Annotated in this window: 22 protein-coding genes and 2 tRNA genes; 11 read left to right on the top strand and 13 right to left on the bottom strand. The window is 59.9% G+C overall.

Annotated elements, in window-relative coordinates:
* Positions 1–17: 17 nt before the first annotated feature.
* From HMPREF3158_RS08260 to HMPREF3158_RS08245, 4 genes are read right to left on the bottom strand one after another with little or no spacing between them, the layout of a single operon-like run.
* On the bottom strand, positions 18–1,700 hold the full coding sequence (locus tag HMPREF3158_RS08260) for a dipeptide ABC transporter ATP-binding protein (protein WP_070432990.1): 1,683 nt from the start codon (positions 1,698–1,700) through the stop codon (positions 18–20).
* A 7-nt stretch (positions 1,701–1,707) separates the two neighbouring features.
* Positions 1,708–2,583, bottom strand: coding sequence for an ABC transporter permease (locus tag HMPREF3158_RS08255; protein ID WP_070498029.1), 876 nt, complete (start codon positions 2,581–2,583; stop codon positions 1,708–1,710).
* Positions 2,580–3,560 (bottom strand): ABC transporter permease, encoded by a 981-nt coding sequence (locus HMPREF3158_RS08250; protein WP_070498026.1) that lies wholly within the window; start codon positions 3,558–3,560, stop codon positions 2,580–2,582. The genes HMPREF3158_RS08255 and HMPREF3158_RS08250 overlap by 4 nt, the downstream gene beginning before the upstream one ends.
* Positions 3,561–5,192, bottom strand: a complete 1,632-nt coding sequence (locus HMPREF3158_RS08245; protein ID WP_070498023.1) for a TIGR04028 family ABC transporter substrate-binding protein — start codon at positions 5,190–5,192, stop codon at positions 3,561–3,563. It abuts the gene before it with no gap.
* A gap of 149 nt (positions 5,193–5,341) precedes the next feature.
* On the opposite strand from HMPREF3158_RS08245, the gene HMPREF3158_RS08240 reads away from it, so the two are divergent.
* Positions 5,342–7,249 carry an FAD/NAD(P)-binding protein gene (locus HMPREF3158_RS08240; protein ID WP_070498021.1) on the top strand — a complete coding sequence of 636 codons (1,908 nt, stop codon included), beginning with the start codon at positions 5,342–5,344 and terminating at the stop codon, positions 7,247–7,249.
* A gap of 163 nt (positions 7,250–7,412) precedes the next feature.
* On the opposite strand, the gene HMPREF3158_RS08235 is transcribed toward HMPREF3158_RS08240, so the two are convergent.
* Complete coding sequence (locus tag HMPREF3158_RS08235) at positions 7,413–8,564, bottom strand: cystathionine gamma-synthase (protein ID WP_062037530.1); 1,152 nt, start codon at positions 8,562–8,564, stop codon at positions 7,413–7,415.
* A 237-nt stretch (positions 8,565–8,801) separates the two neighbouring features.
* Here HMPREF3158_RS08235 and HMPREF3158_RS08230 point away from each other — a divergent pair, with 237 nt between their 5' ends.
* Together HMPREF3158_RS08230 and HMPREF3158_RS08225 are read left to right on the top strand one after the other, a co-directional pair.
* On the top strand, positions 8,802–9,842 hold the full coding sequence (locus tag HMPREF3158_RS08230; protein WP_062037527.1) for a mechanosensitive ion channel family protein: 1,041 nt from the start codon (positions 8,802–8,804) through the stop codon (positions 9,840–9,842).
* Between the two features lie 3 nt (positions 9,843–9,845).
* Positions 9,846–10,241, top strand: coding sequence for a globin (locus tag HMPREF3158_RS08225; RefSeq protein WP_070498019.1), 396 nt, complete (start codon positions 9,846–9,848; stop codon positions 10,239–10,241).
* Between the two features lie 3 nt (positions 10,242–10,244).
* Here HMPREF3158_RS08225 and ald read toward each other — a convergent pair whose 3' ends face one another.
* The 6 genes from ald to HMPREF3158_RS08195 all read right to left on the bottom strand — a co-directional run bounded on the left by ald (position 10,245) and on the right by HMPREF3158_RS08195 (position 17,539).
* Positions 10,245–11,336 carry an alanine dehydrogenase gene (ald, locus tag HMPREF3158_RS08220; protein WP_061924230.1) on the bottom strand — a complete coding sequence of 364 codons (1,092 nt, stop codon included), beginning with the start codon at positions 11,334–11,336 and terminating at the stop codon, positions 10,245–10,247.
* Positions 11,337–11,566: 230 nt separating this feature from the next.
* Entirely contained in the window at positions 11,567–12,211 is a 645-nt protein-coding gene (locus tag HMPREF3158_RS08215; RefSeq protein ID WP_062037520.1) for a DUF8185 domain-containing protein, read from the bottom strand.
* Positions 12,212–12,267: 56 nt separating this feature from the next.
* The gene (locus HMPREF3158_RS08210) at positions 12,268–12,696 is read right to left on the bottom strand and encodes an acyl-CoA thioesterase (RefSeq protein WP_062037517.1); all 429 of its coding nucleotides are present in this window, start codon (positions 12,694–12,696) and stop codon (positions 12,268–12,270) included.
* Positions 12,697–12,725: 29 nt separating this feature from the next.
* Complete coding sequence (gene ettA / locus HMPREF3158_RS08205; protein WP_062037514.1) at positions 12,726–14,396, bottom strand: energy-dependent translational throttle protein EttA; 1,671 nt, start codon at positions 14,394–14,396, stop codon at positions 12,726–12,728.
* Positions 14,397–14,556: 160 nt separating this feature from the next.
* The gene (locus HMPREF3158_RS08200; RefSeq protein WP_070455883.1) at positions 14,557–15,156 is read right to left on the bottom strand and encodes a single-stranded DNA-binding protein; all 600 of its coding nucleotides are present in this window, start codon (positions 15,154–15,156) and stop codon (positions 14,557–14,559) included.
* A 262-nt stretch (positions 15,157–15,418) separates the two neighbouring features.
* Positions 15,419–17,539, bottom strand: a complete 2,121-nt coding sequence (locus HMPREF3158_RS08195) for a bifunctional copper resistance protein CopD/cytochrome c oxidase assembly protein (RefSeq protein ID WP_070498017.1) — start codon at positions 17,537–17,539, stop codon at positions 15,419–15,421.
* 75 nt (positions 17,540–17,614) lie between these two features.
* Here HMPREF3158_RS08195 and HMPREF3158_RS08190 point away from each other — a divergent pair, with 75 nt between their 5' ends.
* The 3 genes from HMPREF3158_RS08190 (at position 17,615) to HMPREF3158_RS08180 (ending at position 19,475) form a co-directional block, all read left to right on the top strand.
* A complete protein-coding gene (locus HMPREF3158_RS08190) occupies positions 17,615–18,580 on the top strand; it encodes a LysR family transcriptional regulator (protein WP_070498015.1) in 966 nt (321 codons plus the stop codon).
* A 56-nt stretch (positions 18,581–18,636) separates the two neighbouring features.
* Positions 18,637–18,710, top strand: a tRNA-Arg gene (locus HMPREF3158_RS08185).
* A gap of 102 nt (positions 18,711–18,812) precedes the next feature.
* Positions 18,813–19,475 (top strand): hypothetical protein, encoded by a 663-nt coding sequence (locus HMPREF3158_RS08180; protein WP_070498189.1) that lies wholly within the window; start codon positions 18,813–18,815, stop codon positions 19,473–19,475.
* 3 nt (positions 19,476–19,478) lie between these two features.
* Here the strand turns inward: HMPREF3158_RS08180 and HMPREF3158_RS08175 are convergent, their stop codons facing one another.
* The gene (locus HMPREF3158_RS08175) at positions 19,479–19,664 is read right to left on the bottom strand and encodes a PspC domain-containing protein (RefSeq protein ID WP_201057373.1); all 186 of its coding nucleotides are present in this window, start codon (positions 19,662–19,664) and stop codon (positions 19,479–19,481) included.
* Between the two features lie 146 nt (positions 19,665–19,810).
* Here HMPREF3158_RS08175 and cmrA point away from each other — a divergent pair, with 146 nt between their 5' ends.
* On the top strand, positions 19,811–20,623 hold the full coding sequence (gene cmrA, locus HMPREF3158_RS08170; protein WP_062037495.1) for a mycolate reductase: 813 nt from the start codon (positions 19,811–19,813) through the stop codon (positions 20,621–20,623).
* Positions 20,624–20,663: 40 nt separating this feature from the next.
* Here cmrA and HMPREF3158_RS08165 read toward each other — a convergent pair whose 3' ends face one another.
* A complete protein-coding gene (locus tag HMPREF3158_RS08165) occupies positions 20,664–22,175 on the bottom strand; it encodes an alanine/glycine:cation symporter family protein (protein ID WP_070432979.1) in 1,512 nt (503 codons plus the stop codon).
* A gap of 332 nt (positions 22,176–22,507) precedes the next feature.
* On the opposite strand from HMPREF3158_RS08165, the gene orn reads away from it, so the two are divergent.
* The 4 genes from orn (at position 22,508) to crtI (ending at position 25,857) form a co-directional block, all read left to right on the top strand.
* A complete protein-coding gene (orn, locus tag HMPREF3158_RS08160) occupies positions 22,508–23,140 on the top strand; it encodes an oligoribonuclease (RefSeq protein WP_061924309.1) in 633 nt (210 codons plus the stop codon).
* Positions 23,141–23,190: 50 nt separating this feature from the next.
* A tRNA-His gene (locus tag HMPREF3158_RS08155) sits at positions 23,191–23,263 on the top strand.
* Positions 23,264–23,353: 90 nt separating this feature from the next.
* Entirely contained in the window at positions 23,354–24,250 is an 897-nt protein-coding gene (locus HMPREF3158_RS08150; protein WP_246816198.1) for a phytoene/squalene synthase family protein, read from the top strand.
* On the top strand, positions 24,250–25,857 hold the full coding sequence (gene crtI / locus HMPREF3158_RS08145) for a phytoene desaturase family protein (RefSeq protein WP_070498013.1): 1,608 nt from the start codon (positions 24,250–24,252) through the stop codon (positions 25,855–25,857). Before HMPREF3158_RS08150 ends, crtI begins: the two co-directional genes overlap by 1 nt.
* Positions 25,858–25,859: the final 2 nt, after the last annotated feature.

Here is a 25,859-nt window from a genome sequence, read left to right as displayed (position 1 = left end):
CGTATGAGCGGCGGTGCTTACAGCCCTAGGTTTAAGTCCCCGGCGCGATAACGCTGGCCGGGGATGGCGTCGATTAGCGTGCGCGTGAACTCGGAGCGCGGGTTCGCAAATACCTCGGCGGTCCGGCCCGACTCTACCTGCTTGCCATGGGAGAGCACCGAGACCGTATCGGAGATCTGGTTGACCACGGCGAGGTCGTGGGAGATGAAGACGTAGCTCAACTGCAGTTCATTTTGCAGCTGCGCCAACAGGCTCAGGATCTGCGCCTGGACGGTCACGTCGAGGGCGGAGACTGCCTCGTCAAGCACCACCAACTCCGGTTCCACGATCATGGCGCGGGCAATGGCCACGCGCTGGCGCTGGCCGCCGGAAAGCTCGCGCGGGCGGCGGTCATAGTGCTGTGGGTCGAGCGCGACGAGCTCCAGGAACTCCTGTGCGCGAGCCTTAGCCTTGGACTTGCTAGCGCCCGCGAGGTTGCGCAGCGGCTCAGCGATGGCGTCACCGATGCTCTGGCGTGGGTCCAGGGAGGAATACGGGTTCTGGTAGACGAGCTGGACGGACTTACGCGCCTCGCGCAGCGCCTTGCCCTTCAGCTTGGTCAGCTCGGTGGTACTACCAGCTGCATCGAGCAGTTCGATAGAGCCCGAGGTCGGCGAATTGAACAAAGAAATGGAGCGTCCCGTGGTGGTTTTTCCGGAGCCAGACTCGCCCACCAGCGCGTGGGCGGTTCCTTTCGCCACGTCGAAACTCACGCCATCCAAAGCCACGAAGTCGCCGTAGCGCTGGGTGAGGTCGCGGACCTTGAGCACGGTTTCAGCAACAGGTTCTTTGCTGGCAGGCCGCGCCACGCTCGAAGAGTGCGGGACCTCGGCTACAGAAAGCGACGGGGCGTCGGCAAGCAGGCGGCGTGAGTAGGCATGCTGCGGATCGGTGAGCACGCGCGCGGCCTGCCCGGACTCGCGAACTTGGCCCTTTTCCATGACGACGATGCGGTTCGCACGGTCACCTGCCACGGCGAGATCGTGGGTGATGAACAAGATGCCCACGCCGGTCTCCTGGCGCATTTCATCAAGCAGGTCCAAGATGACCTTCTGCACCGTCACGTCGAGTGCCGAAGTCGGCTCGTCGGCAATGATGAGTTCTGGCTCCAGCGCCACCGCTGCCGCGATGAGCACGCGCTGCTTCATGCCGCCGGAGAGCTCGTGCGGGTACTGGCCATAGCGGCGCGCAGGTTCGTCGATGCCCACTTTCTCCAGCAGCTTAATCGCGCGCTGCTTGCGGCTAGCGGCGCTGCCGATGCCGTGGATGGCCATGCCTTCCTCGATGGATGCACCAATGGTCTTGAGCGGATTCAGCGAGTTGTTGGGATCCTGCGGGATGAGTCCAATTGCGCGCCCGCGGAGCTTGCGCCACTGCGCATTGGTGTAATCGGTGACGTTGGCCCCCTTGAAGGCGATCGTTCCGGCGTCGACCTGCGCGTTGGGCGCGAGTAGGCCGATGGCGGCCATGGCGGAGGTGGACTTGCCGGAGCCGGACTCACCCACGATGGCGGTGATCTCCCCTGGATGGACTTCCAGGCTAACGCCCTGCACGGCTGGGATTTCGCCCGCGGCCGTAGTGTAGGAGACGTTCAAGTCACGGATGGTGAGCAAAGGACTATTCTGTGCAGCCTTGTCTTTAGCTGTCTCTTTAACTGTCATTGTTTTTCTAAGCCTCCGCTCGGAAGTTTTGGGATAGACGGTTGGCAGAGACCACTACGGCCACGATGGCCAGGCCCGGCAGGATAATGAGCCACCAAGCGGTGGCCATGAAATCGCGGCCTTCGGCGATGATGAGGCCCCACTCCGGAGTCGGGGCCGGAGCGCCGTAGCCCAAAAAGCCGAGGATGGAAAGCTGCAAGATTGCAGAACCAAGCTGCAAAGTAGCCAGGGCGATGACCGGGGTCAGGGAATTCGGCAGGATGTGGCGCGCCATGACCTGCATGGGGGTCGCGCCGGCGCCGTAGGCGGCCTCAATGTAGTCGGAGTCGGCCACGGACATCACCTGCGAGCGGGCCAGACGGGCGAAGGTGGCAATAGAGGTCGCACCCACCGCGACGGCGGCCTGCAGGGAACCAAAGCCCAGCACGATGATGATGGACAGGGAAAGCAGGATGCCCGGGATGGAAAGTAACACGTCCACCACGCGCATGATGACCGCATCCACCCAGCCGCGCAGCGAGCCGGCCAGCAGGCCGAGCAAGGTGCCGACCACGAGGCCCACTGCCACGGCGATGAGCGCGCCAATGAGTGACTGACGCGCACCATAGACCACGCGGGCATATAGGTCGCGGCCTACCGCGTCGGTGCCGAACCAGTGCTCAGAGCTGGGGTGCAAAAGAGCGACGTCGGTGCCGGCATAAGGATCCGAGTTGGTGAAAAGGCCCGGCACCAAGGCCGCTAGGAAGGCCACCGCGAGGATCACCAGCGCGAGGATGGAGGCTGGGCTGGTCCACGGGTTGCGCTGTGCGCGCGAGACGTGGTGGCGGTTGCGGCGCAGCTGCGTGGGTTGCGCGTTTGTGTTATTCGAGGTTGGAACGCTCATGCGCGGGCTCCCTTCGCGGATTCGGTCGATCCTGCAGTAGCGGTGGCAGGACGGCGCAGGCGCACGTCCAGGACTGGGTAGAGCAGATCCACCACGAGGTTGATGATGACGTAAGCGGTAGCCGCGATCAGAACCACGGCCAGCAGCACCGGCGTATCGCGGTTCGAGACTGCCTGGGCAGTCATATAGCCCAGGCCGTTGCGGCCAAAGACGGTCTCCGTCACCACGGCGCCGCCTACGAGCTCACCGAAGAGCAGGCCCGCCATGGTCAACGCCGGCAGCAGGGAGTTGCGCAGAATGTCGCGCCAGAAAATCCAAGCTTCTGTAGCACCACGAGCGCGCACTGCCTGCACGAAAGGCATCGACTGAGTCTCGTCGATGGAGCGAATCAGCACCTGGATAAGTGGTGCGGCCATCGGCACCGACAGCGTCAAGGTCGGCAGGATAAGGCCCTCTACCCTGGAAGGTTCGATGATGCGCACCCAGCCCAACTGGAAGGAAAAGACCTGGATAAGCAGGATGCCAATCCAGAAACCGGGCAGGGAGACCATGAAAGATGGCAACCCGCGGAAAAAGGTCGCAATCGCGCCGAGGCCCGGCAAGGTAGCCAGGAAGGCCACGCTGAGCGCCACGACGATGGCCAGGCCAATCGCGCACGCGGCGAGGATAAGGGTGTGCGGGAGGGCATCGGCAATCAGCGTCGATACCGCCGCGCCCGTCTGCGTAGAGTTACCGAAATGGCCGGTGAAAAAGCCTGCGAGCCCGGTAAAGAACTGCACGAGCAGCGGCTTATCGACGCCCATTTCCTCCCGGATGGCAACAATCTCCGCCTCCGAAAGGCCCAGTGCTGGGTCGCCAAAGCGAGACATCACGGCGTCGGAAGGCAGAGCGGAAAGCAGGAAGAAGGCCACCGTGTAAGTCACGAGCAGCACCACGAGTGCCTGCCCGATGCGGGCAGCTAGTTGTCGAGCAGTCATTTACTTCTCCTCCTGATTCAAGCTGACCTCGTAGAACCACGGGCGGGCCACCGACTCGGTGTGGAAACCGGAAACCTCCGGCGATACCGCGAAGACCTGCGGTTCCTCGAAAAGAGGAATGAGATAGGCCTGCTCGGTGAGGTAATCCTGCACCTCTTCGACGGCCTTCTTGCGGTCTTCAGACTTGGGGCTGGAGGTCACCTTGCCCAGCAGCTCTTCCAGCTCCGCATCGAGAGGATTGCCCTCTTCGTCCTGGTTGAGCAGGGCGTCGCGGTTGTTCACCGAGTACATGGAGGCAATAACGTCATAGTCCGCGCGGCCGACCATGATGTGGTAGAGCTGCACCTTGTCGATGGACTTCGCATCTGCGTTCTGAGTTGCCTGGTCGCCCGGGTTAATCTCGATGGCGATACCCAGCTTGCCCAGCTGATCTTGGACCATCGTCATGACTTCCTTGGAACGCGGCTGCGGCAGCGCGGTATTCGAGCGCAGCACTAGGCGCTTGCCGTCCTTGACGCGGATGCCATCGGGGCCGGGCTTCCAGCCGGCTTCGTCAAGCAGGCGCTTCGATTCCTCCGGGTCGAAGGTATAGGCCGCCGACTGATCCTTGAAACCCAAGCCGGTCTCGGCCACAGAAGACTTGGCCAGCGGGTAGGACTCGGAGAAGAGCACGCGGATGATTTCCTCGCGGTCGATGCCGTGAATGATAGCCTCGCGCACGCGCTTATCGCGCAGGAATGGGTGATTGAAGCGGAATCCCAGCTGGTTGTTAATCGCATTGGTGCCGCGGGAGAAGATTTCTACACCCTTGTCTTCCAGCAGCGACTCCTGCGGGGCAGAGATCTGGCGTGCGATGTCTGCCTGGCCGGAGATGATGGCGCCCGTGCGCACGGATTCCTCGGCTGCCAGGATGTAATGCACGCCGTCGATGTCGGCGCGGCCCTGGTGCTCTACGGCCGGTGGCGCCCAGTCATAGTCCTCGCGGGTTTTAAGCACGAGGTCGGTGCCGATCTTTTCTTCGTCGACCACGAAGGGGCCAGAACCCACGAACCTCTTTGCATTACCGGGACCAAAGCCTTCATTGTCCAACTGCAAGGAGCTATCTGCGAGTAGGCCTGCGTTATAGGAGGAAGTCGCCTGCAAAAAGCCCGGCGAAGGCTCGGAGAAGTAGAACTTCACAGTGTCTTCGTCGACTACTTCGCCGCGCTCATAATTGGCAATCTGCTCCGAGGCCGTCAGGGTTCGCTCGGTATCGCCCAAGCCATAAAGATCGAAGTTGCGCACCACGTTTTCTGCGGTCAGCGGGCTGCCGTCGGAGTAAGTCACATCCGTGCGGATGTTAAATGTGTACTCGGTGGCGTCCTCGTTGACCTTTGGCATCTCCGTGGCGATCCATGGAGAAAGCTCAAGGGTCTCCGGGTCCTGGTACAGCAGACGGTCGGTGAGCTGATTGACCACGCCACCATTGGGATAAAAGCCGGCCGCTGGCGGATACAGCGTGCGGAAGAACTGCGGTTCGAGATAGGTCAGGACGTTGTCTTCATCCCCAGAACCCGCGCCAGTCGGTGTCGCGCATCCTGTAAGAAGGGCCGCGGCACCCACCACGCTGGCGATGGTGCGAATCAGTTTCACTTTCTAAAGCCTTCGAGTTTTAAAGAGGTTGCTATTAGCCATGCAAATTAACACAACATAGACATGTTAGTATTAATTTCATAGACAGTCCGGTCTAGAAAAACTCTCAAAACGGCGCACCCACAAGCTCGCCCCAAAGGATGAATTAAATGATTTCGCCAGATTCGACCCCCTCCATCGCCATCGTTGGCATGGGGCCTCGCGGCATCTCCGTTATAGAGCGGTTGGCCGCGCACCTCAATACCCGCAGCGAATCTCCCGCCCTCACGCTGCATCTCATCGACGACGCCCAGTTCGGCGCCGGCCGCATCTGGGACACCGAACAAACCCAGACGCTGTGCATGAATACCCTTGCCGGTGCGGTCACGCTGTTCACCGAGCCCGGCTCCACCATGAGCGCCCCGGTTCTCGAGGGCCCCATTCAGTACGAGTGGATTCAGCTACTACGCGGCGAGCGCGAGGGCATCTCTCCAGAAAAGCAGGCGCTTTTCGACGCCCACCCCGTCACCATCGACGAGTCTTTCCGCACCGAAATTGAGTCCAGCCGCCCCGAGTCCAACCCTTCCCGCGCGCTCTATGGCGCTTATCTGCGCTGGACTTTTGAGGTGGCATTGGCACAGTTGCCAGATACTGTCACCGTCTCAAATCACCCCTCCCGCGCGGTTGCTGTGCGCGAAGAAGGCACGCAGGACGTCATCGAGCTTGCCGACGGCTCTAGCGTCACCGCCGATTCCACCGTGCTGGCTTATGGCTGGCAGGTGCCGGGTCTAAACGACTCTGAGCAGCACCTTGCTGAGGCCACCGCCGCCTCCGACTCACTTCACTGGGTACGCCCTAATAACCCGGTGGAACAGGACATTGCCGAAATCCCTGCCAACCAAGACGTCTTGGTGCGCGGCCTGGGCATGGGTTTCTTCGACATCATGGCACTGCTGACCATCGACCGCGGCGGTGTCTTCCACGAAGACGCGTCCACTCGCTCCGGCCTGCGCTACGAGCCTTCCGGCAACGAGCCGCACCTCATCGCCTCCTCGGGCCGCGGCTACCCCTATATTCCCAAGTCTGACTATCACTCACTCCCACCGCGCGCGAAACTTATGCGCTTCCGCGAACAACTCGCGAAGGTAGAAGGCGGCGAAATCGATTTCGGCCGCGACCTACTCCCCCACATCGCTCGCGATGCTTATGCCGAGTACTACGAAACACAGGCCCGCGTTAACTCTGCGGCACTGCAGGTTCCACTGGAAGAGATCATCGCGCGCATCGATGCGGCGAAACTCAATTCCCAAAACATCGTCGGCATCTCCCAGGAGCTCAATGCGGCACTCAAGGATGTTTCTGCCGAGCCGCTCGATCTCTCCCACTGGGTCAATCCATTGGATGCTTTCACGGGTTCCACCGCAGAAGAGCTCACCGCGTACATCGCGGACAGCTTGGCGGGCGATATCATCGCTGCCGATGCCGCTCAGGATTCCCCGCTGAAGTCTGCACTGTGGGCGGTTTCCTCCGCCCGCAAGCCCTCTGCCATCGCAAGCTCTGAGGGCCGCCTGGACTGGGAGTCACGCACCAGCAATTACAAAGAGTTCATGGCCTTTGGCCAGATGGTCGGCTCCGGCCCACCCCTGTTCCGCGTCCGCCAGCTGCTCGCTCTCGTGGACGCTGGCGTGGTCTCCTTCTTGGGAGGTCGCCCCGCACTGAGCTGGGACGACGAATTCACGCTGACTTCCGGCCCACGCGCTGCTTCGAGCCCGTGGCTGATTGATGCGTGGATGCACTCTCCCGACGTGCGCCGCCCAGCCGACCCGCTAGCGGTATCGCTTAAGGACCGCGTTCGCCCCTTCCTGGACCATGGCAACCCCACCGGTTCCCCAGAGACCACGTGGGAGCGCAAGGTGGTTCGCCCCGACGGCAGCGTCGACCCGCGCCTGCACGTCATCGGCATCCCTACCTACTCACAGTGGCCGGATACCACCATCTCCCCGATGCCTGGCACCGACCCACTGATGCTGCAGGAGACCGACCGCACCGCCGGCTCGCTGTTAGCGGCACTTCGCTAGCGCGCCCCTGCGCCCTTTCCATCCTCACCATTTACTCAAATACCCAGGGCTGGAAACCAAGACCTCCAGTTCGACTTCGCGGCTGATGAAAAATCCAACGAGGCTATCTAGGAGGTCTGGGTGCCCAGCCCTGGGTATCTGTTCGAGTAAGGCCGCCGCCTCCCTAACCCAACGTGTCCAATGCCTGCTCGAAGTCCGCAATAAGGTCAGCGATATCCTCGATGCCGACCGAGATGCGCACCAAGTCCGCGGGTGGAACCAGCTCGGAACCCGCGGCCGAAACATGGGTCATGTTCTGCGGATGCTCAATCAGCGATTCCACACCGCCCAGCGACTCCGCGAGTGAGACCAGCTTCGTGTTCAGGCAAATCTGCTTTGCGTGCTCCTCGCTATGGAAGCGCGCCGACATCATGCCGCCGAAGCCGCGCATTTGCCGTGCAGCCAATTCATGGCCCGGATGCGTCGGCAGCCCCGGATACAGCACCTGTTTTACTTCGGGCCGCGATTCCAAGTATTCGGCTACTGCCTGTGCGTTTTCACAGTGCCTATCCATCCGCAGCCCCAGCGTCTTAATGCCGCGGGCGGTGAGATATGCATCGAAGGGCGAAGACACCGCACCGACGTTGCCCTGGAAGTACAGCAAGCGCTCGTCCATTTCTGCAGAGTTTGTCACCACTGCTCCGCCCAACACATCAGAATGGCCGCCCAAGTATTTGGTGGTGGAATGCACCACGTGGTCCGCGCCCAGTTCAAGCGGATTCTGCAGGTATGGAGTGGCAAAGGTATTGTCCACGACCACCTGGGCGCCGCCCTTGCACGCGGCAACTGCGGCGATGTCAGTGATATTCAGCGCCGGGTTTGTTGGCGTTTCCAGCCAAATCAGCTTGGTGTTTTCGCGGATGGCCCCAGCAACCGCCGCGGCGTCGGATGTATCTACGATGTCAAGCTCAATGCCCCACTGCCCATAGTCGTTGTTGAGCAGGCGATACATTCCGCCATAAGCATCATTCCCCAAGATAGCGTGGTCACCCGGGCGCAAGATAATGCGCAACAGCGTATCGATGGCCGCCATGCCAGATGAAAAAGCCCGCGCATATTGCGCATTCTCTAATGCGGCAAGCGTTAACTCGAGCGAGCGCACCGTGGGGTTAGCCACGCGCCCGTATTCATAGCCGCCGCGCAACTGCGCCAGACCATCTTGTTGAAAGGTGGTCGAGGCATAAATCGGTACGTTGATGCTGCCCATGTGGCTATCGGGCTGGTAGCCAGCATGGATGGAGCGAGAGTGGAATCCAGAAGCACGCTTAACAGTCATGTCTGAAAATTGTAGACAAAGCTGTCCACTTTGCCCGTGGATTGCTTCTTTAAATTCATTGCAGCACTTAACGCAACGCTGAGCTGAAACTTGAGACAACGTCGAGCCCGTGGGCCATGCCCAACGATTGCCCTTTACGTACCATGGTGTGGCTGCGCGTAGCAGATTTCGCTAGCCCATCGTTGCTAGCCCCGTCACTGCACGCCTCTCGCACACTTTCCCCAAATAGAAAGCACTATGAGTCCTAATTTCGCACCGCATCTGACGCTCGCCCAAAGCGAGACCACTCCACAAGAGGCAGTAGATAACCTCACCGGCTTGTGGGAAAACGAAACCACCCAGGCATGGCTCGTGGATAAGCCCATCCGCGTGGCTATCATCCTTCTCATCGCGCTCGTCGGCCACTGGTTGCTACGCCGCCTCATCACGAAGCTGGCAGATAACAGCATCAAAAACGGCCGCCTGAAGTCCCAGATTCGCCCACGCCGCAAAGCTGCAAAACAGGAAACCGCACTGTCCAAATCCCACGAGGCGCGCCGCGTTTCCCGCCTGCAGACTTTGGCTAGCGTGGGCCGTTCCGCCGCGGGCATTTTCATCTGGGTCTGGGCCGTGCTCGCAATCCTGGACGAGGTCGGCGTCAACGTTGCCCCACTCGTAGCCTCCGCAGGTGTGGTCGGTGTTGCCCTTGGTTTCGGCGCTCAGTCACTGGTCAAGGACTTCCTCTCCGGCATCTTCATGTTGTTGGAGGATCAGTACGGCATCGGCGACACCATCGATTTGGGCAACGGTGTCTTCGGCGACGTGGAATCGATTTCCCTGCGCATCACTACCGTGCGCGATATCGACGGCGCCCTGTGGTACGTCCGCAATGGCGAGATCCTGCAGGTGGCTAACCATTCCGACCATTATTCTGTAGCCCGCGTGCAGGTTCCGGTCGCGCTTTCCAACGACCCAGATAAGGCCTTTGACGTCATTTCCAAGACGGTTGAAGAAGCCGCGCTTGACGACGCCATCCGCGACGACCTCCTGGGCAAGCCCGACGTCAACGGAATTTCCAGCCTCGAGGTCGACCATATGTCCTTCCGCGTCGTGGTCAAGACCTTGCCAGGAAAGCAGTGGGGCGTGCAGCGCAAACTGCAGTCGAAGATTCTCAACGCGATGCATGCCAACGACATCGATACCCCATACCCACAGGGCGTGACCTTCTTTGACTTGGACGAGGCTCCAGACACACAGGTAGAAAGCCTCAACCCTTCGAACCCAGGAAACGAGTCTTAAATCATGCCGTCTGAAAAGCAGCTAGCCAGCGTTTATGAGGCAATCGGCGGCATGGAAACCTTCGAAAAGTTGGTCCACGGTTTCTATGCCCAAGTTCGCAACGATGACGTCATCGGCCCGATGTACCCCGATGCCGATTGGGAGGGCGCTGAGGAGCGCCTCAAATGGTTCTTGGTTCAATACTGGGGCGGCCCGCAGCTTTTCAGCGAAAACCGCGGGCATCCGCGCCTGCGCATGCGCCATGCCCCGTACCCCGTGGACCAGCAGACCCACGACCGCTGGTTAGAGCTCATGGGCAATTCACTGGCGGAGATTGATGAGCAGACGATTCCGCCGGCCTATCGCCACATGATTTGGGATCACATGCAGCGCGTGGCGCAGATGCTCATCAATCGCTAGGGTTTAATCCTCCCAATTAAAGGCCCGACGCACCGGCTCAGAAATGAGCTTGCCGTCACGGGTCATCACACCGCCGGACAAGCCTGGGAAGCGCTCGATAGCACCATCGACACCCTGCGCTGCGACTGCGCGAATGTACGGCAGAGTTGCCGAGTTCAGCGCCCGCGCAGAGGTGTTAGCCACCGCGCCCGGCATGTTGGCCACGCAGTAGAACAAAGTGTCGTGCACCTTGAAGGTCGGCTCATCGTGCGAAGTCTTGCGCGAGTTCTCGAAGCAGCCGCCTTGGTCAATCGCGACGTCGACAAGCACAGCTCCCGGCTTCATCTTCTTGACCGTTTCCTCGCGCACCAACTTCGGTGCAGCGGCGCCTGGCACGAGGACAGCGCCGATGACGAGATCGGCTTCTAGGAGCTCCGCCTCCAGGGTGGCTGGGTCAGAAATGAGCGTACGGACGGTGCCCTGGTACTGCTCGTCGAAGCGCTGCAGCACATGCGGATCCAGGTCCAGAACCGTCACCTCAGCACGGAGGCCGCGGGCCATAGCCACGGCCGAGGCACCGACCTGGCCACCGCCAATGACGACGACGCGGGCGGCCTGCGTGCCCGGAACGCCCGACAACAGCACGCCGCGGCCGCCCTGCGTGGACAAGAGGTGGTGCACCCCCTCCATCACCGCGAGACGTCCCGCCACCTGGGACATCGGAGTAAGAAGCGGCAAGGTGCCGTGGCGGTCGGTAACAGTCTCGTAGGCCACCGAGGTGGTCTTGGCTTCTACGAGGGCATCGGTAAGCGGCCGGTCCGCCGCCAGGTGCAGGTAGGTAAACACGATGAGGTCTGGGCGCAGGTAGCCATATTCGGAGGCCTGCGGCTCCTTGACCTTGACCACCATCTCCGCCTGCTCCCAAGTCTCTGCGGCGGTAGGCATGATGCGCGCACCGGCGTCCTCGTAATCGCTATCAGGGAAGGAAGCGCCCACGCCAGCGCCGGTTTCCACCAGCACCTCGTGTCCATCCTTTACGAGTGTTTGCACCGCAAGTGGGGTCAGAGCCACGCGGTTTTCGTTATTCATAATTTCTTTAGGGACGCCAATGCGCATTCTAGAACTCCTTAAACAAGATAATCTTGATGGATACACTCCTTCTCAAAGAGTAACGCACAACACAAATGGTTTCGAGTGTGATTTTTTACCACGGCTCGCGGGGGCCATAGCACACCGCTACCATCCTTAGAATGACGCAAATAAACCGTGTATTTTTCGAGCTCAGCCACTCTTTTGGCCCGCTCGGCGGACGGCTTTCGGAGGGCCCGCGGCGCTTTTGTAGCGAGTTAGAAGAGGGACAAGCGCGTCGAGCGATAAACGCTACCGAAGGGCGCATCGACGCGCACCCACCGACCGAGGCCGGAGACACGCAGATGGCGTGGGATATCCATGGGCGCAGCAAAACCGGGAATTAGGCCTAGGCTCGTGCAGGCAAAGATCATCCGCATAGGGATTTCTACCTCTTGCTCCGCACCGCCGCTAACCGTGACCACGGTCTGGTTCAGCAAGCTGGCGGGCGGGCCCATTGGGCCAGAGAACTGGCGTGCTAACTGTTGGCCTTTATCCGAGAGCTCACGGACCACCTCGACGGGCAGGGTATCGATGAGCTGAAAGCCCGTGGCTGGCGGCAGCGCACCGGGCCAAGAAGGATCGCGGGCTGGGCCTAGGTCCAGCGTCGCAGACTCAATCCCGGCGAGCACAAGCGCATCATGCAGGGTCTGCGCGGAAACCACTGCCCCATCGCGGGACACAACGGCCTCTATGCGGCGGGCGGCGACGACCTCGAACGGGGTGGTAACGAAGGCCTCGACGGTCTGGGCGTCGAATTGGCGCAAGCGCACCACCGCTGAAGCATCCAGCCCCACCGCACGTGCGAGAAGGGCCCGCAAACCAGGTCCACCACTTAATAATTCGAGTGATTCATGAACCATGGTCTGCGGACCCTCCTAGACAAACTGCTCACGCAGCGAGCCGGATTTGGCTCGCGCTATGCGTCCAGCTTAACCAAAGCATTCTCCGTGATGATTTTCTTCTCTTCCTCGGAGACGGGACGCGGCGCCTGCGTTGCCTTATCGATGACCACCTGAGTGCAGGTGACCACGCAAGTTACGTTGCCAGCACCGTCTTTGATTTCCTGCCGGGTGGTAAACGAGGTATTGCCCAGGCGTACCACAGCAGTCTCTACGGTGACGGTGGAATTCTTTCCATCCCACTTCAGCGGGCGAACATAGTCGACGTCGAGATGACGCACGAACGCAATGAGTTCCAAACCCTGCTTGTAGAAATGGTCCATGGCAAATGCCAGGCGGGCCTCCTGCGCCAACTCGATATAGTTGGCGTTCATCATGTGGCCGTACATGTCGAAGTCCGACCACCGTACGCCTACAGAATGGGCGTGCACCTTTTCAGAAGACATTGATTCCTTTTACTAGCTAGTAGTCACTCTTATCGGGTCAGCTTGCGGTGGGTAACACGGCTCGGGCGAGCAGCGTCTTCACCGAGGCGCTCGATCTTGTTCTTCTCATAATCACCGAAGTTGCCCTCGAACCAGAACCACTGGCCTTCTGCAACGTTGCCCTCCCACGCGAGGATGTGGGTACATGTGCGGTCCAGGAACCAGCGGTCGTGGGAAATGACCACTGCACAGCCCGGGAACTTCTCTAGAGCGTTTTCCAGGGAGCCCAGGGTCTCGACGTCCAGGTCGTTGGTTGGCTCATCGAGGAGGATCAGGTTGCCGCCCTCTTTCAGGGTCAGCGCCAGGTTCAGGCGGTTGCGCTCACCACCGGAGAGCACCTTGGAAGGCTTCTGTTGGTCCGGGCCCTTGAAACCGAATGCGGACAGGTATGCACGAGAAGGCATTTCGTTCTGGCCGACGTGGATGTAATCCAATCCGTCAGAAACGACCTCCCAGACGGTTGCCTCTGGGTCAATGTTCTCGCGGCCCTGGTCAACGTAGGACAGTTTGACGGTCTCGCCAACCTCGACGGTGCCCTCGTCCGGCTGCTCCAAGCCAACGATGGTCTTGAACAGGGTGGACTTACCGACGCCGTTCGGGCCGATGACGCCCACGATGCCGTTACGCGGCAGGGTGAAGGAGAGATCCTTGATCAGGGTGCGACCATCGAAGCCCTTGACCAGATTCTTAACCTCAACAACCTTGTTACCCAGGCGTGGAGGGGTTGGGATCTGGATTTCTTCGAAGTCGAGCTTGCGGTACTGCTCAGCCTCAGCAGCCATCTCCTCATAGCGCTGGAGACGAGCCTTGTTCTTTGCCTGGCGTGCCTTGGCACCGGAACGAACCCAGGCGAGCTCTTCCTTCAGGCGCTTTTGCAGCTTCTTATCCTTGGCGCCAGCAACCTCGAGACGCTCGGCCTTCTTCTCCAGGTAGGTGGAGTAGTTGCCCTCGTATGGGTAGAGCTTGCCGCGGTCAACCTCACAGATCCAACCCGCGACGTGGTCGAGGAAGTAACGGTCGTGGGTAACGGCTAGGACGGCACCCGGATAGTCAGCAAGGTGCTTTTCCAGCCACTCCACGGACTCGGCGTCCAGGTGGTTGGTTGGCTCGTCGAGCAGCAACAGGTCAGGCTCGGAAAGCAGCAGCTTCGCCAGCGCAACGCGGCGGCGCTCACCACCGGAAAGGTTGTTTACCGGGGCATCGGAAGGCGGGCAGCGCAGCGCTTCCATGGCCTGCTCGATCTTGGAGTCGACCTCCCAGGCGTCGGCAGCGTCCAGCTCCTCCTGCAGCTTGCCCATTTCTTCCATGAGCTCGTCGGTGTAGTTGGTAGCCATCTCTTCCGCGATAGCTTCGAAGCGCTGCTTCTTCTCGAAGATGTCACCGAGGCCCTCTTCCACGTTGCCGCGGACGGTCTTTTCCTCGTTGAGCGGTGGCTCCTGCATGAGGATGCCCACGGTCTTGCCCGGGTCGATGAATGCTTCACCGTTGGAAGGCTGATCAATGCCGGCCATGATCTTCAGAATGGAGGACTTACCTGCACCATTCGGGCCGACGACACCAATCTTGGCGCCTGGGTAGAAGGCCATCGTTACGTTGTCGAGAATGAGCTTCTCGCCGACTGCCTTACGCACGTTTTTCATCGTGTAGATGAATTCGCCCATGTTTCACCCTTTGCTTGAACTTGGGAATGGTTTATAACACAACAAAGAGTACATGACATGGATGTACCTAGCGCCTCGGGCTGGGATTAGCGTGTGATTTCAATCCCCCGCTTTGTACCTCCCCGGGGCGCCCAGGTCGCAGGCATCCACAAGGCGGTGCTTAGCTGCCTACCGATTGCTCGGCGGGCGCCTCGGTCTCCTCGAACGACTCCTCGGCTGCATTCGCCTTACTATGCGCAGCTTGACGGCGATCGGCTGCGGTGTCGTGCTTATCGTCATGGTCTTGGGTGCCGGCACCTGCGGCCATCGACGCCGTCCTGTCTACATCGACTTCCGGCATCGTCTCGCCCGAAGCAGGTGCTTCCAATCCGTCGGTTTCATAGACGCGCTCGAGCTTGCGGGAGGAGATAACGTAGCGGTTTAGGTCTAGGCCGACATAGAAAGCCTTGATAAAGGTGCGGAACTTATTCTGGCCATCGGGCGCCAGCCAGGAATCGGAGCAGACCGAGCCGACCACGATGACCGGCATTCCGCGGTGCAATGACTTCTTAACGTTGATCGCGAACTGACCCCACAGCTCCACGTCGATGTAGATGAGGTCGGTATCGCGCCACTCGCGGACTCCGTTGTCCGCGTTATCCACCGGGATGCGGCGGGAGGATGCCACGCGCAGGCGCGCCTTGTACATGTCGGTGTTGACTTTAATGAGCTCGGGTTCGTGCGTGAGGTGGCCGGTGATGGTGATTGGTAGCTGAGACATGTGCTTTAGAAAATCCTTTGCTGAGCTAGCGAAACTTGTGAGTACAGGTCTTCCTGCCTCGCGGTGTTTTAAGGAGGTCGTGTAAATGCCTTCCTTGCTCGAATCATCGCTAGCGTCCTAGCACTGTCACAAGGGCCGATTTTCCTAGCTGTGGATAACTTGTTGGAAGCGTCAACAAAAGTTAATCCCCTGCCCGAAACGGCAGGGGATCTATCCACAAAAAGAACTTCGCTCAGAAAAATAACCGGCTCTACTGCAACGATTACTGCTGCCGGAATCCAGTGGCGTCGCCCTCACTCATGCGGCGCAACATTTCGTTGTAATCCTCCAGCTCCGCATCGCCGTCAACCTCTGCCTTGGCATCGTGGCGGCGAGCGGTAGCACGGTCATCGCGCAGCCAGTCCAAAAAGAGTTTGCCAAAGACGATGACCAACGGGAACTGGCCAAAGCCCCACGCGATGCCGCCGCCCACGCGCTGATCCTGCAGCAAGTCCGGGTGCCACGGCAGCCCCAGCGACTCATAAAACTCCACGCCGAGCACGCTCTGCAGCTGCATCAAGTAGACGCCGGCGAAAAGGTGCAGCGGCATCGAGAAGAACAACACCAGAAGGCGCAGGTTAGTCGGCGCGCGGAACGGCAACGGATCCGGGCCGATAACCTCCCAGTAATAGATATAGCCCGAGGCCAAGAAGACCCAGTTCATGATTACGTGGCCGGCATGCTCAGAAACCGCGAATTGATACAGCTCCGGATAAAGGTAGAGCACGTACAAAAAGGTCAGGAACTGAATCAGATTGACCGCCGGATGGGTAAGAAACTTCAAAAGCTTCGACTTAGTTACCGCCACCGCCAAGTCATGGACAGTGGGACGCCCCGGCGCGCCGGGCTCAAAGGCCTCCATCACCAAGGTCAGCGGTGCGCCGAGCACGAGGAAGAGCGGAACCGCCATGGAAAGGAGCATATGCCCCAGCATGTGCATGGAATAAAGCGCCGGGATATAAAGGCCGATGCCCGAGCTCATGATGAAGGTCAGGCCTAAGGCGCCCAGCATAAACCAGGTGGTTCGGACCCGCGACCAGTTAAGGCCGCGGCGGCGCAAGCGCAGCAGCGCGTAACCATAGGCGGCAGCAAGCACGAGCCCCAAAGTGCCAAACATGAGGTCATAGCGGTACATGGTCCAGACGTTGGTCACCGTCGGGGCGTCGAGAAGCTCGTAGCCCAAGAGCACCTGCATGTTGTTCAGGTTCGGATCGCGCGGCGGCGGGGGCGGCGTGCGGCCCATGGAAATAGCCACGCCCACGGTGGCTGCCATCACGAGGATTTCCACGAATGCGACGCGGCGGAAAAGCAGCGGACGGCGCTCCAGCTGCGGCATGGTGATCTGGCGATGCGCTAGTCCAAAGACGGCAAGCAGAACAGTAAGCACCGCCTTGGTGACGATGATAAGGCCATAGCGGGTGCTAAACAGGTCTGCTAGCTCAACGCGGATGAGCGCATTAATCACGCCGGAGGCGGCCATAGCCACGATGGAGATGAAAGCAACCACCGAGTAGCGGCGCACAGCCGTAGGCATGCCTGGGCCGAGACGGCGACTATGGGCTATAAGCCCCAGCAATCCGCCCACCCAAAGCACCATGAAGAAAAGGTGGAAAAGCAGGGAGTTCGTGCCGTAATCATGGTCGCCGCCGGAAGCAGAGTGGCCTTCCATGCCGAGGGGCACAATCTGCATGAGTGCGAAGAAAAACGCAATGGGCTGCAGGGACCATTTCTTAGAAACTAGGCCCAGCACGCCGGCAACAACCGCGAGGGCGGCGGTGACCAACCAGGCCTGGGAGGTGGAAATGCTATCCATCGCCATGCTCATCAGCTGCGGGTTGAGGACTTTGAGGAAAGGCGTGCCCGTCAGATCGGACATAACCAGCGGCACTTCCAGCAGAGATACCACTGCCACGCCAAAAGCTGCCAGGGCGCCGGTGCGGGCGGCGATGTGTCCATCGACGCTTAAGCGCGACTCAATGAGACGATCATTGTCTTTTTTAGGAATTTGCGGCGCAACGAGAAAGGCTGAAACCATGTACGAGCCCACCGACAGCGCCATTAAAATCCAGGCGACGCCGCGGAAAAATGGCAGGCCGAATGTGGTCAAACGCCCGGGATCGGGAATGCCCAATGCCGCGAGTGACTCCGCCAGAAAGAACAAGGAAATGACACCAGCAACCAGCCCTGAAACGATAAGAGCCGCGAGGTAGACCGTTGTAGCACCTTTGGCGCCACGTTTTCCACCTTTGAAAACTGTGTTCTTGGACGCAGCGCCCTGCGCCGGCGAATCCGTTGCCGAAGCCGCGCGAGCCGCTGAGCTGGCAGTTTCTTCCCGCTTTTCCATAGGCGCAGTCTACCGCCCAAACCGTCTTCTTACCTAAAACGAATAATCTTTTAAGTTCTGGCATAATTATCCCCTATGGATTCACGCCAGCTACTCTACTTTCGTTCCGTAGTGGACTACGGATCTTTCACTCATGCGGCTGAAGCTCTAGATATGACTCAGCCTTCTCTCAGTCTCTCTATCCGTAAGCTCGAAAAGGAGCTTGAAGTTCGACTCCTGACCCGCGGCCGCGCCGGTGTTAAGACCACCGAAGCGGGCGACTACCTCTATTCCATCGCCGCGAAGATGGACACCCTGCTTAGCGACGCCGCACAGCGCATCACCGAGATCGCCAGCGGCGCCGCCGGCAGCGTCTCTATCGCGTCTGCGCCGGAGTTCAACTGGCTGTTTATGCCAGAGGTTCTTCACCGCATGGTGGATCGCGCCCCTGAGGTCAACATCTTCTTGGACGATCCGGAACCGACCATAACCCTGCGCCGCATCCTCGAAGGCTCCATCGACCTAGGCCTGATGCCTTCGACTGACCCACACGCATTTGCCCAGCGTTACCACGACGAGCTCAACGTCCATGTAGCCAGCGAGATGGAATTCCGCGTCGCTGTACCGGATCGCCTCCAGCACCTGCCCAACCCTGTTTCCCTTCACGACATCGCGGAAGAAACGTGGATCCTGCCTCCGCGCAACCCTGAATTCGTTGGCCTTCCTGAGCTGCTGGACCAGGTCTTTGCCAAGCACCCGGACGCCGTCCCTAGCCGCGTCCAAGAAATCTCTACCCTCCAGACCGGCCTCCCGCTGGTTTCCGGCGGCATCGGCGTGTGCCTTGTCCCCAGCTCGGCGCAGGCGCTCAACCACCGCGGCATTCACCTCCGCGAGATTGCAGAAGGCATCCCACCGATGCAGTCCTTGCTCATCTACCGCCGCGACCGCGACCTTTCCCCTGCCGCCAACCAGCTGGTAGATCTCATCCTTTCCGTTGGCGGCGAGAGCGAAGAAACCCTTCTTCACAAGTCCGCCCACTCGGCAGAAGCGGACAAGGCCTAAGACGCTAAGCCCTACTTTTAGTACGGGAGGCCGGCTGGTCTAAGATGAAGGCCTAAGCCTCCATAGCTCAGCGGATTAGAGCAGTGGGTTTCTACCCCATGTGTCGCGGGTTCGAGTCCTGCTGGGGGCACCGCCGAAAAGGCCACTTTACTGGAAAGTTTCTTCCACAGATTGGTGGCCTTTTCTTTGGTTTTATCGGTCTGGATTAGTAAGCGCGCCTAAAATGACAAGCATGGATATCACGCTGGCCACCTTCGTCACTGCCCCAGAAGAAGCGCTCATCGGCATGCGTTTTGCCAACGCATGGGCGCCTTCGCCGGAATACGCACAATCGCGCAACTCGGTTCTGACCGGCCAGTATCCGCAGCGCGGCGCCACTACCCGTATCACCGATATCTTCCGCGAGGCCGGCTACCGCATCAGCGAGGACATCGACTCGCCCCCCGGCACTGCTGAGCAGCCCGTGTTCCGGCTGCTCGAGGAACCTGCGGAGCCGGCGCGGTTGCGCGACGTCGCCAAGCACAGCGTCCTTGCTGTGTGTTCCTTAAGCGGCGGGCCCTCGCCGATGTCGCTGTCGTGGCCGGGTGTTACGGATCAAAAGCTGGTGGAGCCGTGCCCAGAGCTAGTCTCCCCGATGGACCTGGCGCCGACGCTTGCCGCCATCGCGGGCCTTGATGTGCGCCCGAATGCGCATCTTTCCTTCGACGGCCTCAACCTCGTTCCTGTCGTGCGCTATGGCGCTTCCGGGCACGCGGCGTTGTTCTTCGACAATGGCGTGCGAATGCAGGACGCGGTGCTTATCGACGACGTCGCCAGCCCCGCACACCACGCCGCCAGGCTCCGCGATGAATGGGAAACCTGGCATAGGTTCATGGGCTTTGGGCCACTGCAGTAGGGCTTAGCTGCCTACCGGCATCACGACCCACAGGATGATATAAGCCAGCACACCGGAAAAGCCTGCCAAAGTGGCAACAACGAAGAGGATGCGCACCAACGTGGGATCCAGGTTGTAGGTCTGAGCAATGCCGCCGCACACGCCTCCGATGTACAAATCTGTGCTCGAGCGGGTCAAACGGGTATTCATGATTGTCCTTTCTTCTTAGTGTGCGCCTTCCATTAAAGCTTCTCGGCAGGCCACACGCATCAGGTAAAACCCCGAGAATCACCCTGATGTTTTGCTTTCGTCTACGCTGGTTGAAAACTTCTTTTCGGCGAAAGGACACAATCACAATGGCTAAAAACGCAGGTCTTCCCGCACCCACCCGCAATTCCTATGCGCTACTTACGGGCGCTAGCCAGGGCATCGGCGAGGCGATGGCGCGCGATCTGGCCGCCCGCGGTTATAACGTCATTTTGGTGGCGCGCCGCCAGGAAGTCCTCGAGCGCATCGCGGATGAACTGAAGACGAAGCACGAGATCGATGCGATCGCTCTGGCCGCCGACTTAGCAAAGGAAGCCGACGTCGACCGCGTCATCGAGTTCATGGCCGGCAAAGAGATTTCCATCATCGTCAACTCCGCGGGCATCGCCAGCTTTGGCAAATTCATGGACCAGGACTGGGACTATGAGAACAAGCAATTCGATCTCAACGGCAAGGCCGTGCACCGCCTGACCCGCGCCGCTTTGGACCAGATGCTGCCGCGTCGCTCCGGCGCTATCTGCAACGTTGGTTCTGCAGCGGGCAACGTCTCCATCCCGAACAACGCCACCTATGTATTTACAAAGGCAGGCGTCAACGCTTTCACCGAGGCGCTGCACTACGAGCTCAAAGGCTCTGGCGTCAGCTGTACCTTGCTAGCCCCCGGCCCGGTGCGCGATGCCGTCATCCCGGAAGAAGAGCAGTCCATCGTAGATAAGGTAGTTCCTGACTTCCTGTGGACCACCTACGAGTCCTGCTCCGCAGAGACCCTAGAGGCTATGGCTCGCAACCAGCGCCGCGTGGTGCCAGGCCCGCTGTCGAAGGCCATGAATACGCTTGGCCAAATCATTCCTACCCCGATTGCCGCACCGCTCATCGGCAGCTTCTACTCAAAGATGGCCTAAGGCACTCCCACCCTTTCCGCGAGCCTGCTTTTGGTGTGCCTTACTCAACTACAGAGGAAGAGCGAGCGTTCTTGCGCTCTACCCAGAAGTCGGCGTTCTTGATGCCCAGAGCTTCAGGGTCGAAGACCGGATCCTTGCCAGCCTTCTTCTGCGCGCTGTAGTCCTTGAGGCACTTGAGTGCCGGGACCTGGAGGAAGAGGACGGCGATGATGTTAAGCCATGCGGTGGCGCCCACTCCGATGTCGCCCAATGCCCACGCGGAGCCCGGGGTGGTGGTAGCACCAATGATGACGGAGATGATGATGAGGCCGCGCAGGACCCACACCAGCGCGCGGCGTGCGCCAGCATTCTTGATCCAGCGGTTGAAGTAGGTGAGGTTGGTCTCTGCCATGTAGTAGTAAGCCAGAACGGTGGTGAAGGCGAAGAACGCGATAGCAATTGCCACGAAGGAAGCGCCGACCCCGTTGAATACCGAGTCCATACCGGATTGAACGAAGCCTGGGCCGACCTCAATGCCGTCAGGCAGGGAGCCGGCGTAGCGAACGGCGCCGTCCTCGGACTCGCCTTCGAAGACCTTGTACATGTCAGTGGAGATGATGATGAAGGCGGTGGCCGAGCAGACGAAGAGGGTATCGACGTAGACGGCGAATGCTTGAACGAAGCCCTGCTTTGCTGGGTGGGAAACCTCAGCAGCTGCTGCCGACTGCGGGCCGGTGCCCTGGCCTGCCTCGTTGGAGTAGATACCGCGCTTTACGCCCCACATGATTGCAGAGCCCAGCATGCCCGCGAATCCTGCTTCCATGTCAAATGCAGACTTGAAGATGAGGCCAAAAACGTGTGGAATGTCGCCGAAGTTCATGAACAGGATGGTCAGCGCAATGATGATATAAGCGCCGGCCATGAATGGAACGATGAGCGAGGTGAAGTTAGCGATACGCTTGACGCCACCGATGATGATGAAGGCCAAGACGCCAGCCAGGATGACTGCGGACCAGGTGACGTTGACACCCCAGGCGTTCCCCACTGCAGCGGCCACACCGTTGGCCTGGATGCCTGGGAGAAAGTAGCTGGTAGCCAGAGTCATGGCGACAGCGAAGATGATGCCGTAGACCAGCATGAACGGGCCCACAGAGGTGTGACGGTAAGCCTTTTCGATGTAGTACGCCGGGCCACCGCGGTACTCGCCGGTGTCCTGATCCTTTTCCTTGTAGACCTGGGCGAGAGTACATTCCACGAACGAGGTAGCGGACCCCAACAGCGACACCGCCCACATCCAAAAGACAGCACCTGGGCCACCGAAGGCGATCGCCGTGGCAACACCGGCAATATTGCCGACGCCGACGCGACCGGCGAGGGAAATCATCAGGGACTGGAAGGAAGAAACACCGGAGTCTGATTTCTCGCCGTTCTTCAGCTGCGCAATCATGTCGGGAATACAGCGAATCTGCAACCCCTTGGTCACGATCGTGAAATAGACACCGGCGCCCAAGCACAGGAACACGAGTGCTGGGGACCAAATGAGGGAGTTGAGAACATCCAAGAACCCGGCCATATGAGGGAACCTACTTTCTAAAAGTGTGATCTCTAACATAAAGAGTGACATAAAGAATCATGCACTACTTCAATCGAACTTTGTGAGGATAATCACGAAAATGTTTTGGAAGAATCTAATTCTTCACATTACCTGTCGGTTGAACGAAATTTAATGCACAGCTCAAGGACCGTCAATACCGCTAAGACAAACCATTTAGAAAAACTGAACTATCTGCACCAAAACACACCCTTTGCCTACCCCCGCCACACCTTCCACGCCGGTGGATTAAATCAGACGGTGGGAAGGGAGGCGTCGACAAGCGCGGCTCTAGGAAGACTAAGGTTAAACCCATGACTGACATCGCCCCGAAGAATGACCGACTCGTCTGGATTGACTTGGAGATGACAGGGCTGGACCCGAAGCGCCACGTCATCGTGGAGGTGGCCGCCATCATCACTGATGGCAACCTCAACGTCATTGGTGAGGGAATCGACCTAGTGGTCCATGCCACGGAAGCGGAGCTCGCTGAGATGGATGACTTTGTCACCAACATGCACGCCAACTCCGGCCTGGATAAGGAAATCCGCGAATCCACCACCACTCTGCGGGAAGCCGAAGATGCCGTCCTGGCGCTCATCGCTGAGCACTGCGACCCCGAGCATCCTGCCCCCCTGGCAGGCAACTCCATCGCCACCGACCGCACCTTCATTCGCGCCTACATGCCGCGCTTGGATGAAGCGCTGCACTACCGCATGATTGACGTTTCCACCATCAAGGAGCTCAGCCGCCGTTGGTTCCCGCGCGCTTATTACAACCAGCCAGACAAGGGCATGGCGCACCGCGCGCTCCAGGACATCATCGAGTCCATCCGCGAGTTGGACTACTACCGCCGCAGTGTGTTCCGCACCGACGACGGTCCCTCCTCCGCGGAAGCAGCGGATCTCAAGGAGTCAACTACCGCTGACTACCAGGCGTTTTTGTAATTTACGCGGCGTGAGTTAATCTTATCCGTGCTGCTTTTAAGGCAGCGATGGTGGCTGTAGTTCAGCTGGTAGAGCACCAGGTTGTGATCCTGGGTGTCGCGGGTTCGAGCCCCGTCAGCCACCCCGATGAGGGCCCTAACCTGTTATTTTTCAGGTTAGGGCCTTATACTTTTCTCGCGCTATTTTTAGCCCCGTGGATTAAGGTGGCCGATTGTGTTTGGGATTTCTCGCTTCCCCACTCAGCCTTTGCCACGCTATGACCAAAGTGCCCAAAGAGCCGCAGCACAAATCATCGCGGCCTATTCCACGAGCTTTTCCTTTGCCTCCGAGCTGCTCGCTCCCCGCACACGCACCGATATCCGCAATCTTTATGCCGTGGTTCGCATAGCGGATGAAATCGTCGACGGCGCCGCAACCGCCGCGGGCCTTAACACAACAGAAGTCGAACAGACTCTCAATGCATACGAAGAGGCGGTTCTGCGCGCGCCTTCGCAACGCTTTCACACTGATCCTGTTCTGCATGCCTATGGTATTTCCGCCAGGCGCTGCGGGTTCAGAGATGAACACATCCGGGCCTTCTTCGCGTCGATGCGCCGCGACCTTCACCAGTGCGATTACGTCGACGAGGAAGATCTCGAGGCCTATATCTACGGCTCCGCGGAGGTCATTGGGCTTTTGTGCCTGTCTGCTTTCTTGGTGGATCATCCAGTTTCTGGCCCCGAGCTGAGCCAGCTCGAGACGGGTGCACGGCGCCTCGGCGCCGCCTTTCAAAAGGTCAACTTTTTGCGCGACCTCGGCGCGGATACCGCACAACTTGGCCGCAGCTACTTCCCGCAGGCAGGCGACGGCGGCTTGAGCACGCAGGACAAAGACCTGCTCATCGCCGATATCCGCAGCGATCTCGCCACTGCCCGCGCCGTTACCGGCAGGCTTCCATTCTCGGCGCGTGTCGGTGTCACCGCCGCCACTGACCTTTTCGAGGCCTTGACCAACGACCTTGCAGCACTGCCTGCCGACGCCGTCTTTTCCCAACGCACCCGCGTCAGCACCCCACGCAAGCTGTCACTTTTAACCCGCGCCACCTTGCATTCTTTAAGAAAGAGCAACTGATGAAACTGCCCCGCCTTTCTACCGCCCACTCCAGCGGGCAGCCCGAGACCGTCATCGTCATCGGGGCAGGCGTCGCCGGCCTTGCCACCGCAGCGTTGCTTGCGCGCGATGGCAAGAAGGTCACCGTAGTGGACAAACTAGAAGAGGTGGGCGGCCGCGCGGGCAGCCTGACAGAAGCGGGCTTTCGTTGGGATACGGGCCCTTCCTGGTACCTGATGCCAGAGGCATTCGACCACTTCTTTGAGCTCTGTGGCACGTCCACGCAGGCAGAGCTCGAGCTTATCGATCTCAGCCCCGCCTACCGCGTCTACAACGACGATGGTGACTTCCTCGACGTCGAGACCGGCGTTGAGAAAGTCGCCAAACTCTTCGAGTCCATCGAACCCGGCGCCGGCGCCCGCATCCGCGCCTACCTCGCCCAGGCCAGCGACATCTACAACGTGGCACTATCGAAGTTCCTTTACACCACTTTCAGCAGTCCCCGCGAGCTTTTAGGCCCCGCGGTTCGCTCCCGGCTAGGTATGCTGGCGCAGCTCCTTGTACGGACGCTGGACAAACATGTGGCGCAGTCCTTTAGCGATTACCGGCTGCGCCAGGTGCTCAGCTATCCAGCGGTGTTCTTATCCAGCGAACCCGCGGCGGCGCCGGCGTTGTACTCGCTGATGAGCCACACGGACTTGGTCGAGGGCGTGCGCTACCCGCTGGGTGGCTTCGATGCGGTGGTACGCGCCATCGCCAAGCAGGCCCAGCTCGCCGGCGTGCAGTTCCGCTTGGGCGCGGAGGTCACCAGCATCCTCACAGCGGGCGCCTCCCCGCGCGCGACGGGCGTGCGCATCACCGACGCCTCCGGCACGCAAAAGCTGCTTGCCGACGCCGTGGTTTCCGCCGCCGATCTTCACCACACCGAGAACGCGCTCCTCCCACAACGCCTGCGCACCTACCCGGAAAAGTATTTTGCCGGGCGGGATGCGGGGCTTGGAACCGTGCTGGTGCTGCTCGGAGTGACGGGCAAGCTTCCGGAGCTTTCACACCACACGTTGTTGTTTAGCAAGGACTGGGCGCCGGACTTCCGCGCGGTCTATCACGGCCCTGAGCCAGCCCGTCCGCTGGACTGTTCGCACTCCATCTACATCTCCAAGACTTCGGCAACGGACCCCGATGTGGCGCCGGAAGGTCACGAGAATCTCTTCGTGCTCGTGCCAGTGCCGGCTGATTCCGCGCTGGGACACGGCAACGCCTACCGCGATAGTCCTTCTGCCCACGTGGAGGCCATTGCTGACGCTGCCGTAAAGCAGATTGGGGATTGGGCCGGTATCGCAGACTTGGAAGAACGCATCGTAATCCGCCGCACGCTGGGCCCAGCGGATTTTGCAGAACGCTATCACGCGTGGCGCGGCGGCTCGATCGGCCCGGCGCACACGCTGGCGCAGTCTGCGTTCCTGCGCGGAAAGAACGTCTCTTCCAAGGTTGCCGGGCTTTACTATGCTGGTGCCACGACAGTGCCCGGAGTGGGCGTGCCGATGTGCCTAATTTCCGCCGAGAACGTGCTCAAACGCATGCACGGCGACGCCACGGCGTCACCGCTTAGTTCCTTTTATCCTGCTTGAAG

The sequence above is a fragment of the Corynebacterium sp. HMSC06G04 genome (assembly GCF_001807365.1).
Taxonomy (GTDB): domain Bacteria; phylum Actinomycetota; class Actinomycetes; order Mycobacteriales; family Mycobacteriaceae; genus Corynebacterium; species Corynebacterium simulans.
Note: the sequence above shows the minus strand (reverse complement) of the source record. Positions and strands in the feature narration are given on the sequence as shown.